Source organism: Bacillus sp. SH5-2 (assembly GCF_008368905.1).
GTDB classification, from domain to species: domain Bacteria; phylum Bacillota; class Bacilli; order Bacillales; family Bacillaceae_G; genus Bacillus_A; species Bacillus_A luti.
On sequence record NZ_QOSD01000004.1, the window covers coordinates 1 to 12,612 of the forward strand.

Here is a 12,612-nt window from a genome sequence, read left to right on the forward strand (position 1 = left end):
AAATAAGACTCTCTGGATTTCGTATTTTTTATACGGCTTTGTGAAGTCTTTTCGTACATTCTTGAGTGATACTAAGGATATCGAACGGTGTACGACACTTATACCTTCGTGCTTTTCGTCCGTTTTTGACAAGATCCTGAAAGAGCCTGGTTAGCACTGATACAGGATGTTGAAAGGTTGTGAAAAGCACGTCGTGTATACTAGAGAAGTAAATTTTGACGATATATGTACACTTATACTCACTAACCTCTTTTTGTTTTTTCTCCCATATAAGTCTTCTCATTCGATATGTAATGCTAGCTACCAAACACAAACCAATTAATTGCCCATATAAATGACATTGAAATCGTTCCAGTTTCACAGGTTTCACTTCATGAATTTTAAAAATAGACTTCCATGTTTTAAATATAATTTCAATTTGCCACCGTAAAGAATACAGTTCATATACTTCATTGTGCGGAAGGTGTTTACTAGATACGTTCGTAATAAGAAGGTATACGGCTTGCATATTTCGGCATCTTCTTTTTCGCTTTCTTGTGATGTTCCAAACGTTTCGCCCACTCAGTTTGTGTTAGACGATATATGACAAGGCGTGTTTTATGTTTTTGGTGAAGTCCTATATAGATTTCCGGTAATTCTAGTATTTGTCCTTCAGATAGATCTTTCGTCAATTTTTCTAAATCGAGAAGAGTCCATTTTCCACCTTTCTCTTTTTGATAGACTTGTGTATTCCAGCGAATACGTGACACATAAAATGCTTTTCGATCCGCAATTTTTTCTAAATCATAAATAGAAAAATAACCAAGATCACGAAGAGAAAGTTCCCCTGGCTCTAATGTTTGCGTACGTTCCTGTCCATAACGGCAATCGCTACTTGTTCCATCTCTTACAGCTGTTTCTAAAAATTCTCCGGAAATCAGTTCACACTCTAATTGAATTTTCACACCAGCTTCTGAACCACCTCCGCCTACCCCTTTGTAAGAAGATGCATATTGAGCTGGAAGCTGAAAGGCTGTTGAATCTAGTATACGGATACGTGTAAAACGGTTAGATAAAGGAGTCATTGGAGAAAACTTCTTTCGAAATACTTGTAAAAACAATTCCTTTAAGAATTGTACAGTCTGTGCATTAAATCGTTCGTTCAGACCTTGACTAGATAATTGGATTCCCGTAGCTCTAGTTAGTTTCGCACATAAACTAACTAGGGATTCTGTCCCAATTGCTTGGCTGAGAAACACGCATAATGAAACGAGGTCTTGTGCTCTATTTCGCTTTCGTCGACAGCTTATTTACATAATTATCGTTCTCGGAAGTTATTTAAGTCTTTCTAGTTTTGAGATAGCTTGTTTTAATTCCTCACAAACATCTTCATTGTGTTCCTTTAGTAGTCTATTAAGTAATACAGGCAAAACTGACTTATCACCAATCTTACTTAATACGTAAGCTACATATTCTCGAATTTCATCATTTGGATCGTCAATACAAGTCAATAAAGAACTAATTAATCTTATATCCGGAAAGAATTTAGCTACTTCTGTTCCCCAGTATCTTCTACCTTCATGTTTATCTTGTATAGCTCTAATTAGGTATGGTACTATCTCATCGTTACTAAACTCACATAATACACCTGTTGCATGGTCATATACACCATAACAATCATCTAAACTAAAGGTCATCATAATAGGCTCTATGCAACTTGGATGTGGATTCTCCTCAAAATATGTAATTGCACTTGCGTATTCATCTATCATTTCTTCAGTTAAATCCTCGTCATCAGGCATAGGAGAGTATTTTTCAAGTATTTGAATGGCTTGTTCTCGATTCATAATTTTCACCTCTAATTTATTGTATACCATATTCATGCTCAATTAACATAACGCATCATTATCGGTAGCAAAGAAAAAGGCGAATCCTTACTTCCATAAGGGATTCGCCTTTTTTTCTTTTTATCAATCTATGCAATTTTTTATACATTCCTATCATAGTGTAAGGTTTCGAGTTCTCATTTGTTACTGGATTAGCCGAAAAACTGTATAAAATCTTGTATACTCTTAGCGTGAGGATTTTCCGAAATGCTAGCGATCCCACTATCGTCCCAAAAATTCAATAATCGTTTCATATACTTTATCCGTCTCCTCAATATCTGGAAAATGCGCACTATTTTCAAATATAAAAAGTTTACTATTTTTCAATTGTCTCGTTATTCTATTACTCATTCCTACACCCGTGTTATAGTCATGCGCCCCGACTATGACACACGTATCAATTTCTAAATCTTTAATGCGCTCAATAAGCGGTAAAAGTGATTTTGTTTCAAAAATAACTTTACTCATCTTACCTGTATTACTTAACTTACTTTCCTCCCAAAGACTTCGATTTAGCTTTGCAAATTCTTCATTTTTAAATAATAGACGATCTACAGTTTCTGTATCAACTATATTCCAAACTTGATGATATCTTTCTTTCAAAGGAATTTCTGACTTAATTATTTTTGATATTTGTTCTTTCATTTCCCCTTTCGTTATTTGTAGAAAACCTTCTATCTGCACATTATACATTACATCGTAATCATCTAACGATGGTGCTTGTAATACCATTTTCCCAATGTTTTTCGGATATTTCAAAGCATACTCTAAACAAAGTTGTCCACCAAAAGAATATCCTAACAAATTTACTTTCTCTACATTTAATTGCTTTCTTAATTCCTCTAAATCTTCAACTAGAGTATGGATTGAGTACTCACCATCATCTTGTGGTGCCTCACTTCGTCCACATCCTCTTTGTTCGTAATAAACTACAGTCATATTTCCTTCTAACCTCAATCCAAGTGTTCTTTCGAATACATAATGATTACCACCTGGACCACCATGTACAATAATAAGAGGAACTGTATTATGAGCTGTCCCTGCAACTTTACACCAATGCAAAATCCCATTGATTTTCAAATAGTGTACACCATCTTGCAACATAAACTGATTCATTTATCCTTTCTCCTTATCGCTCACTTATTACTATCTAAATGTATAAGTTCTGACCATTAACACTTTTTCCCTTTATATTCTTTAGACACTATCCTTATTTATAGGAATGAACAAAAAAAGCACACCTCAGAATATTTGAGTTGCACTTTAATTATTTTATCAATATATAATATTTTACAAATTAAGATTACGCTATATTAACAGATTTCTTCTTCATAACAAATCTTGTAAATAAGAAACGTACTAACGGTCCCATAATGATTAATTGTAGGGGATATGCCATCATAAAGTTTTTAATAAAAATTGAAAAGTAAATAGAAATGAATGAGTCACCATGTAACTCATTATGTAAATACATCATAGCCATACCGAAAAATGACATAAAGAACACCATTCCGATTACCATTGCTGTCGCCATCACAACAATAATATTTATTTTCTTCGATTTATCAAACGGTAACGCGAATACAATTTTTTTCGCACAAGGTCCAACGATACATATTTCAATTAATAGTGCAATTATAAATCCAATGAGTAGTTCTAATACGATCTCCTTAATATGAATTGGTCCTCCTGCTCCATTCATCAATACATTGTAAAACGTCATTACGATAACCATCCCTAGGCACATCATCATGCCAAATTGGAGATTTTCCTTTCTTGTTGTTGGCAATTTTCATCATCCCTTCTCTTTGAGTCTTTGTCATTATATCGATATTGCAAACCTCTTCGTAAGTGAACATTTTGTGAACGAATTTAAAACGTTTTCATATGTTTTTTTCCTCTCAACTCGAACTCTCACTTTTATTTATAGAGGTTTTATATATTTCAATGTTGAATTATTAAATTTAACATTGAAATATATAACTACTAGGAGGATTACCATGCATGAAGCAGAATTTTACGCTTATCACATCGTTACAAGGAAAAAAATGAGTATAGGGCAAATCATTCATTTTGACAAAAATCAAACGAATACCCTATATCGCTTCTTTTTTGAAAGAGAGCAATTAAATTCTAACGGTGAAGATTCGATACAAATTTTAAAAAATCATTATGTAAATGGCGGATTACATATAAAAAATGAAAATGCGAAAGTAGTTATGAGTTATATGGATCAAACAATTAGAGCAGTTAGGGAAACAATTGTAGAAATGGTTAGGCTACAAGAATATCCTGAATATCCTTCCAGATTATCTTGCTTATATGCTGCCAAAAACTATGAAGATGCTTTGAAATGGAAAGCTTTATTTGATTCTTACAATCGAGAGGTTTTGCAGGTTGTTAAACTACGAGTCAATGGTAATTTTTTTGAAGGTGACGGGAACCTTTTACCGAAAGAAGATGGTATTCCTTTCTCTCATAAGATTGAACAAGCTAGAGAGTATTGGAAGGGAAACGTTGAAAATGAACTTCCTGAGCTATTGATTAATGGGAAAATTGAAGTAGTGGAAATTATTGATGATTTTTCATCAATTCAAATTTAATTTCAAAAAGAGTATTGCACTTACTCTCAATACTCTTTTTGTGTAATTTAATGCTCTTTGACTAAAGTTATATTTTACAGATTATTCATCTCATAACCATTTACAAAAAACGTTATAGTTTCTAGTTCATCTTCATTTAATTCTCTATCTATGTCTCGTTTATACGCTCCCTTTATGTTCTCTTCATCGCCTTTATGTATTTTCGTATAAGTTCCTACTGTTTTCAGCAAATGCATTTCTTGTAAAAACTCATCCCGATTTATAGCCGTCCCATGAGAAAGAATATATGTCTCAGCATCAAATTTCTCTAATTCATCTATTAATTTAAACGTTCGTTTCGTCGTATAATTCCAATTCGAAGAAAAAATATCAGCATAAATACAGTCTCCTAAAAACAATATCTTTTCTTCTTTAATATACATAACAACAGAGTCATGTGCATGATCTCCGCCAACATGTTTTAACACACATGTCACTTCACCAAGGTCTAATTCAATTTGAGTTTGGAACGTTACAGTTGGAGGAATAATTTTAATGTTTCTCGTTTGTTCACTAAACTCTTTTTTGATACAATCCGCACAAAATTCAATTTCAGTACCCTCTTTTACCCGTGCGTCCAACGCATCATCTGTCCATTCATAAGATACTAGTTTCTGCATCTCTTTTTTCGTTTCAGTATGCGCAATAGTTAATGCATCTTGCAATACAGGCAATCCAAAAATATGATCCCAGTGCCAATGCGTTAATGCTACAAAGTCAGGACTTGATACATTCTGTTCTTTTAGCATTTCTAAAAATAATTGTGCATGTGCTTCTGAATTCCCCGCATCAATCATTAAAGTTTTTTCTTGTCCAACGACCATTCCTAATATAGGTCTATCTGTTTCAGAGACAGGTGTCATATACCAAAATGAGTTTCCTATTTTTTTAATTTGTTGCATAATTAGTACCTCCATTTACTACTACTCTCTTCAATTTTTATTTGTACCAGCGCATAGCGTGAAATAATATATATTGCTTTCTTTAAAACGTAGTAACTTCTTCTATCCATTTAAATAAGCATCCCAATTATAATCTTCTATCTTATAAAATTCACCTTTATCATTTCTTTCATATGCACATAAAGGTGGTTCCCCAATAAATTCTAAAATAGAATCATCTATATTCAATATGACTCCAATTGAAATAATTTGAAAGTTTTTAGGATCATTTACATAGTCATCACTTTCATAGCCACTTAGTATTGACCAACCAGAGTCACCTTCTTCTCTTGGATCCTCTTTAAGCATGAAGTTAAATTCTCTTTTTTCAAGTACATCATTACTAACAATTACCTTCGTGTCAAAATAATAATCCCAATCTTTTGAAGCTGGATCGTTATATTCCGTATCACATATATTTTCAATTCCAAATGAAATTTCATCACCTATTTTTAAATTTAAACGATACGGATCATTGCTCAGTTTCCCTACAAACTTCTTTTCATTTCTTTCAGTGATTTCAACCCACATTCTTTCACCATGAAACCCATCTTCTTCTTCGTTTTTAGTTACAAAAATTAACTTTACCAAATCTCCAACATTTAATTCCCTCAAAACTTCTGCACCGGGAACATAAAATGTATATGGAGATTTTTTATTTAACTCATAAACGTTATCTAAATACCAGGACATTTTTTCACCCTCCTAAAATAATAATTATGTAAGACACCAATTCAATCCTTAGAGATTTTTATACTATTATTTCTTCCGACAAACAACCACCATTGAATAACAATCCTCTCCTAACTCATTCCCGTCCCAATCATTATATATATGTAGCAACTCGAACCCGCTCAACTCTAACAATCTTTCTAATTCTTGCGGATACGTATAACGAAGATCAATCGTTGTTTTTAGTTCCTCTACTAGCGTATCACCCTCATAAAACTTTCTTGTTGTTATGTAGTGCTGTATTTGCTGAATTGAATCGTATGTCATTTCAGTATATAAATCACATTTCCTACCCTTTTCATCATTAACAGTTGTCCAATATTCTTCTGTAGATGGTTGTATTAATTCTTCTCTTGAAGGGAAACGTGTATCAAATATGAATATACCATTCTCAGCTAACACATGATGAATAGATGTTAATAATTGATTTTGATGAATATTTGTAAGGAAATGCTGGAATCCATGCCCCACCATAAATGCTAGCGAAATGGTATCTTCAATGTTCAATTGTAAGCAGTCTTGTTGTAACCATTTTACCTTCTTACAGCCTGTAATTTTTCTCTTCGCTTCAGCAAGCATTCCTTCATGTATATCTACACCGATCATTTGATATCCGTTTTCTATAAACGGAATTGTAACTCTTCCTGTTCCACAAGCAATATCTAGAATCCATTCATTTTGTATATTTAGTTTTTGTGCCCATGATAGTAAGAACGGAAAATCTGACAAACTTTTATTTTCAATATCATATCGTTTTGGATTTTCGTATTCAGATAAACTCCATTTTGTTTGCATTTGTACTCTCCATTTCATTTCAATATATAAATTATAATGAATTTACAGTTTTTTCTCTATAATTAATCATAATAATTTGGACTAATCTAACTTTCCTTCTCGTAAGCTAAAAACAAGGGTATAGAATCGGAGTGTGATACTGTGGAACGATTATGGATTCCAATGATTGTTACGTTTTTTTCATTCGGTGGATTACTATTAGGCGGTGCTGTTGGAGTAGTAACACGCCAGCTAATTGAAGAAAAAATGCATCGTTTATACGCATTATGTGGCGGAATTTTACTTGGATTATTATCACTTGAAATTATTCCTGAAACATTTTCAAGCTATGAAATAATTGGGACTATACTTGGTATAGCTATCGGTATTTTAGTTATGAGCTTATTAGGTAACTATTGTCATCATCCAATGATACATAAAAAAGATCAACAAGCATGGCAAACTTTCCTTTTTCTTTCTTTCGCTATATTCATTCACAATATGCCAAGTGGCTTTGCGTTAGGTACAGCTTTTATTAATCATGCTAACTCTGCCATTCCCTTTTTAATAGCAATCGTCATTCACCATATTCCAGAAGGATTAGCTTTAATTATCCCCTTTCTCTTTACAAATCATAAATATATTTCATTTTTATTAACAACTTTATTACTTTCTCTTATTCTCGGTACAGGTACAATTTTTGGAATTTTGATGGAAGGAAAAGCTCTTCACCTGCAAGGACTCATTATGGGAAGTGCTATCGGTTCACTTGGCTATGTCACAATTCATGAGATGCTTTGGAAGGCAAAGAAACAGCTCTCTTTCTTTTCATTTCTAACGTGGGCGACTAGTGGATTTTTATTAATTTCAGTATTTACACTATTCGCTGGTCACCACTAAGACGAATAATTTTATCATTTGTATATTTTTCCTTTTTCTCCAAATCATATTGTTATCTACCTATTTATAAGGAGGAACAATTATGTTTGGAAAAACAGCGGGTGAAGCATTAGTTGATCTATTAATTGACTGGGGAGTAGAACACATATACGGAATGCCCGGAGATTCCATCAATTCTATAATTGAAGCTTTAAGAAAAAAACAAGATAAAATTAAATTCATTCAAGTTCGCCATGAAGAAGCTGGTGCATTAGCAGCGGCTGCCTATGCAAAATTAACAGGAAAACTAGGCGTATGTATGGCTATTGCAGGACCAGGTGCAATCCATTTACTCAATGGTTTATATGATGCGAAACTCGATAAAGCCCCGGTATTAGCAATTTCAGGACAAGTGGAATCTGATTTACTCGGAACCGATTTTTTCCAAGAAGTAAACTTAGAAAGAATGTTTGATGATGTTGCGGTTTATAACCAGCGCATTATGTCTGCAGAACAGTTACCCTCTGTAGTGAATCAAGCGATTCGAATGGCATATACGAAAAAAGGTGTATCTGTTCTTACGATTCCTGATGATGTTCCGAAATTCGAAGTAAAAAATGGTGCTCGTGTTACCAACACTTCTTTTACACTACCTGAGCTATTTCCGCAAAAAGAAGATTTAGCTGCAGCGAAACTCGCAATAAATGCAGCGACAAAGCCTGTTATTTTAGCTGGAAAAGGCGCAAAACATGCAAGAGAATCTTTACTTGCATTTGCAGAACATATTGGTGCTCCTATCGTACTTACATTACCAGCTAAAGGAATTATTCCTGATGAACACCCTCTTTGCATTGGTGGATTAGGATTAATTGGAACGAAACCTTCTTATGAAGCAATGAAGCATGCGGATACTTTAATTATGGTTGGTACTTCTTATCCATTTACTGGTTTCTTACCTGAAAAGGCAAAAACCATTCATATCGATACAGATCCCGCACAAATCGGAAAACGTTATATGACAGATATCGGCTTAGCTGGTGATGCTGATAAAACATTAAAATGGTTAGTTGCAAATGTTGAAAAACATGAAGACCATACTTTCTTAGAACACCATCAAGAAATGATGAAAAAGTGGGAAGAAAAATTACACAATCAAGAAGAAGATTCTTCCACTCCAATTAAACCACAGCGAGTTATGCATGCCTTGCAGCAAGTAGCTCATGATGACGCAATTCTTTCGGTCGATGTCGGAAATGTAACAGTATGGACAGCAAGACACTTCCGTATGACAAACCAACAATTTATCATTTCTAGCTGGCTCGCAACACTTGGCTGCGGTTTACCTGGTGCCCTTGCTGGAAAAATTGCGTTCCCGGATAAACAAGTATTTGCAGTTTGTGGTGACGGTGGGTTTGGAATGACAATGAACGACTTTGTAACAGCTGTTAAATATAAGCTACCAATCGTTGTTGTCGTATTGAACAATAATAAAATTGCAATGATTAAATTCGAACAAGAGGTTATGGGTAATATCGAATTTGGTACAGACTTAACAAATCCTGATTTCGCAAAATACGCGGAAGCTTGTGGGGGTATTGGATACCGTGTTGAGAATTTAGATGAACTACTCCCAGCTTTTGAAAACGCAGTAAAACAAAATAAACCATGTATTATAGATGTAGTTGTAGATGTAAACGAAGCACCAATGCCAGCAAAAATCACATTTGGTCAAGCGGCTGGTTATACGAAACATATGATAAAAGAATTATTTGAAGAAGGGAAGATAGATTTACCTCCCCTTTAAACGAAAAAAGATAGCTGAAAACAATTTGTCTTCAGCTATCTTTCTTTATTTTTGTACCTCTCTATAAAAAGAAAAATTATTCACATTAGACTGTATTTTCTTTTCTAGTTTCACTTCTTTATTTTCCCTCTTCGGCCTTTTCACATTTCCTAGCTTAACTGCATCTTGCATACTATTACTAATATCACGAATGATTTTTTGAGTATTCACATTAATATTATTTACTTAATTAAGTCTTTTTTTCAAGTGACATATCAGCGTTATTTTATATCTATTTCGTATACGTGTTAGCAAGTTCGTTTGCAAACTTGTTAGCGCTTTTTTATAAAAATTGTATAATGCTTTAAAAAGTATGAATCCGTTTTAATCAATCTTTTTCAAAATGGATTCATTTTGTCTCTTATCAATATTCATATGTTACAATAGTACCAGTAGTATCAGTAAAACCATTAAAACAATTAGAGCAACCACCACAACCGCCACAGCCGCCGCAATTAAAGCAACCGAAGCAACCGAAGCAACCAAAACAACGGAATCCACCACAACGAAATCCACCACCACCACAACGACCACAACCGCCACAACGACCACAACCGCCACAGCGACGAGCAGTATCTTCTATATGGTAATATGGATATTGATTTTGCTGGTCCCAATACACAATATTTCCAGAATGATAATCATTCAGACTTAACGCTTGTAGTTCTTGTTGAAACTTATTCATTTTCATAACCTCCGTTTGTTAACTACAACCCCATCGATGCTTTCCTATATTTCTGTTTTGTTAAATCTAAGTAGAAATAGCGCTATAAACTAAGTTCAATACGTACACCAACAAAATATGACCTATCACTAGATGATGCACCTTGTTCATATACCTATTTTTAGTTTTTTTACTATGGATTCATTTTTATAAATGGAAATTATAATTTTCCTGGTGCACTTGCTGAGAAAATTGCATTTCCGGATAAACAAGTATTTGCAGTTTTATCTCCCCTTTAAAATATAAAAGAAAGGTAGCTGAAAACTTATTATTTTCAGCTACCTTTCTCTATTTTGATACCTCTCTATGAAATGAAAAATCGTTCACGGTAGGCTGCGATTGTTTCTCTACTTTCACTTCTTTATCTTTCTTCTTTGGCATTCTTACGTTTCCTAGTGTTATCGCATCTTGCATACTATTACTAATCAGATTTCCCGACAATATTGTCATACTATAGAAAGCGATTGGTGTTAGTACAATCCATGTGTGTGTAGTTAAGTGACGGAAATTTTGGCCAATTAAGCCTGTCCATTCTTTTGTTACACTATCTGGATCTAATCCAAACAATATCGTTCCTCCGAAAAACAACTTAAGTAAACCAAGATGCATAAGAAGTAATAGCACACTTACAAATTGTTGAGCTACTAATAAAAGAAAAGAAGGTAACATATGTGGCCATACATGGCGCTTCAGTCTCTGCCACTTACTTCCTCCAAGCACTGTTGCCGCCAACATAAATTCTTCTTTCTTAATACGCTTCACTTCTTGCGCTACATATAACATAACTGTCGGTACTGCAAGACATGTAAGAACTAAAATTTGAAACGCAACTCGCAAATGAAACGGAGCAGCTGCCTCCCCACTTTCGAACATTAAAACTTCCTTTAATATAAAATAGGAAATCATAATCATCGGTACAATACTAAAGGGATCAAAAAAGGATGAAATAACTGGAAATGAGCGTTTACTGTACATACCAAGTAATAAGCCAATAGCTCCGCCAATTGCTACACGTAAAACTGCGATTACGATACTCGCTCCTACGGTCCATTTTGCCCCTTCTATTATTAATTGAAAAAGATCGCGTCCTTTCACATCAGTTCCGAACCAAAATTTACTAGATGGTGAAAACGGAGCAGCCCCTAATTGTCCCTTTTCGTTATACATCATCGTTATTTCACGAATATTCCCGTCAAAAAACACCGTATTTCCAATACTAACAATCATTAATACACTCAAAAAAGTAACACCTATCCAAAACCTAACATCTCTTTTTACAACTTGCCACATGTTACACACGCTCCTTTATAACATTTTGCAGCAGCGTATGTAATATACGAAATAGTATAAAAAGCGGTACGTATAATATAACTAAACTCACTGTAAATATTTCTAATTTAGAATTTTCTTTTACAAAAACAAACATGCCGTACGTATTAAATAACCATTCAATAATATATAAATTTGATAACATAAATAAAATATTTGTTTTTGCATAATAGACTGTTGTTAACAAGACATTCCTTGAAATATGGTGCGTCAAAATATGTCTTAAACTTAGTCCTTTGCTCTTTGCAAATATACTATAATCTTTCTCTAATTCTTCCCTAAAACGTAATAATAGTAGCTTAATAAATAATAATGTTGTAGGTATAGCAAGGCATATTATTGGTAACATGCGTACTTTTTCTTCACCCAATCCTGCATGTTTCACCGGCATAAGTCCTGTTTTTTGAAAGATAATTACTACTAGAAGCTGAGATAGTAAAATTAATAAAATATCAGGAATACTTTCAAGCGCTACAAAAACTCCATTCCATATTCGTTGCTTTGATTGAGAACGTTGTAATACCCACACAACGATAAGATACGCAATGAGTAAAGATAGTATAAATGCGGAAAGAAACACAAACATTGTCTCTACATAATGAATCCATATTTGTGGAAATAACTTTCTTGAATTCCGAAATCCATAAGTAATTTCACCTGGTTGAAGTAATTTCTCTCCAAGAAATACAACTGTATTCCAAAAACCGATTAAATCAATTTGCAATCCCTTAAATAAACGCGGGAGTGCCCCTAAAAAAAGAATACAAATAAATGCGGCAAACAATTGTAAACATGTAACCCCACACCACTTACCAATTCGAATAAACATAACAATTACCCCTTTTATTTAAATGAATATTCAGAAATAAATACCATGTATTGT

The 12,612-nt window shown here is 33.7% G+C and carries 14 protein-coding genes and 1 pseudogene; 3 read left to right on the forward strand and 12 right to left on the reverse strand.

Going from position 1 to position 12,612, the window contains the following annotated elements:
• Window positions 1–28: 28 nt before the first annotated feature.
• The 5 genes from DN410_RS28285 to DN410_RS03340 form a co-directional block, all read right to left on the reverse strand.
• Window positions 29–508, reverse strand: coding sequence for a transposase (locus DN410_RS28285; protein WP_255446650.1), 480 nt, complete (start codon window positions 506–508; stop codon window positions 29–31).
• Window positions 471–1,238, reverse strand: coding sequence for an IS4 family transposase (locus DN410_RS28290; RefSeq protein WP_255446651.1), 768 nt, complete (start codon window positions 1,236–1,238; stop codon window positions 471–473). The genes DN410_RS28285 and DN410_RS28290 overlap by 38 nt, the downstream gene beginning before the upstream one ends.
• A gap of 75 nt (window positions 1,239–1,313) precedes the next feature.
• Window positions 1,314–1,826: a HEAT repeat domain-containing protein gene (locus DN410_RS03330; protein ID WP_255446652.1), complete on the reverse strand. Its 513-nt coding sequence runs from the start codon at window positions 1,824–1,826 to the stop codon at window positions 1,314–1,316.
• A gap of 261 nt (window positions 1,827–2,087) precedes the next feature.
• On the reverse strand, window positions 2,088–2,981 hold the full coding sequence (locus DN410_RS03335; protein ID WP_149175344.1) for an alpha/beta fold hydrolase: 894 nt from the start codon (window positions 2,979–2,981) through the stop codon (window positions 2,088–2,090).
• A gap of 187 nt (window positions 2,982–3,168) precedes the next feature.
• On the reverse strand, window positions 3,169–3,654 hold the full coding sequence (locus tag DN410_RS03340; RefSeq protein WP_149175345.1) for a DUF2798 domain-containing protein: 486 nt from the start codon (window positions 3,652–3,654) through the stop codon (window positions 3,169–3,171).
• A gap of 211 nt (window positions 3,655–3,865) precedes the next feature.
• Between DN410_RS03340 and DN410_RS03345 the strand changes: the two genes are divergently transcribed.
• On the forward strand, window positions 3,866–4,468 hold the full coding sequence (locus DN410_RS03345) for a DUF2441 domain-containing protein (protein ID WP_149175346.1): 603 nt from the start codon (window positions 3,866–3,868) through the stop codon (window positions 4,466–4,468).
• Between the two features lie 74 nt (window positions 4,469–4,542).
• Here the strand turns inward: DN410_RS03345 and DN410_RS03350 are convergent, their stop codons facing one another.
• The 3 genes from DN410_RS03350 to DN410_RS03360 form a co-directional block, all read right to left on the reverse strand.
• The gene (locus DN410_RS03350) at window positions 4,543–5,409 is read right to left on the reverse strand and encodes an MBL fold metallo-hydrolase (protein WP_149175347.1); all 867 of its coding nucleotides are present in this window, start codon (window positions 5,407–5,409) and stop codon (window positions 4,543–4,545) included.
• Window positions 5,410–5,511: 102 nt separating this feature from the next.
• Window positions 5,512–6,141: an immunity protein Imm33 domain-containing protein gene (locus tag DN410_RS03355; RefSeq protein WP_149175348.1), complete on the reverse strand. Its 630-nt coding sequence runs from the start codon at window positions 6,139–6,141 to the stop codon at window positions 5,512–5,514.
• Between the two features lie 66 nt (window positions 6,142–6,207).
• Window positions 6,208–6,993: a class I SAM-dependent methyltransferase gene (locus DN410_RS03360; protein ID WP_149175349.1), complete on the reverse strand. Its 786-nt coding sequence runs from the start codon at window positions 6,991–6,993 to the stop codon at window positions 6,208–6,210.
• Window positions 6,994–7,116: 123 nt separating this feature from the next.
• Between DN410_RS03360 and DN410_RS03365 the strand changes: the two genes are divergently transcribed.
• Together DN410_RS03365 and DN410_RS03370 are read left to right on the forward strand one after the other, a co-directional pair.
• Window positions 7,117–7,854, forward strand: a complete 738-nt coding sequence (locus tag DN410_RS03365; RefSeq protein WP_149175350.1) for a ZIP family metal transporter — start codon at window positions 7,117–7,119, stop codon at window positions 7,852–7,854.
• An 82-nt stretch (window positions 7,855–7,936) separates the two neighbouring features.
• Window positions 7,937–9,637, forward strand: coding sequence for a pyruvate oxidase (locus DN410_RS03370; protein ID WP_149175351.1), 1,701 nt, complete (start codon window positions 7,937–7,939; stop codon window positions 9,635–9,637).
• A gap of 45 nt (window positions 9,638–9,682) precedes the next feature.
• Here DN410_RS03370 and DN410_RS28135 read toward each other — a convergent pair.
• From DN410_RS28135 to DN410_RS03390, 4 genes and pseudogenes are all read right to left on the reverse strand, one after another.
• Window positions 9,683–9,820 (reverse strand): annotated as a pseudogene (locus DN410_RS28135) (peptide ABC transporter permease); the annotation flags it as partial.
• Between the two features lie 220 nt (window positions 9,821–10,040).
• The gene (locus tag DN410_RS03380) at window positions 10,041–10,361 is read right to left on the reverse strand and encodes a heterocycloanthracin/sonorensin family bacteriocin (protein WP_149175352.1); all 321 of its coding nucleotides are present in this window, start codon (window positions 10,359–10,361) and stop codon (window positions 10,041–10,043) included.
• Between the two features lie 327 nt (window positions 10,362–10,688).
• On the reverse strand, window positions 10,689–11,690 hold the full coding sequence (locus DN410_RS03385) for an ABC transporter permease (RefSeq protein ID WP_149175353.1): 1,002 nt from the start codon (window positions 11,688–11,690) through the stop codon (window positions 10,689–10,691).
• Window position 11,691: 1 nt separating this feature from the next.
• Window positions 11,692–12,558 carry an ABC transporter permease subunit gene (locus DN410_RS03390; protein ID WP_149175354.1) on the reverse strand — a complete coding sequence of 289 codons (867 nt, stop codon included), beginning with the start codon at window positions 12,556–12,558 and terminating at the stop codon, window positions 11,692–11,694.
• Between the last annotated feature and the right edge of the window lie 54 nt (window positions 12,559–12,612).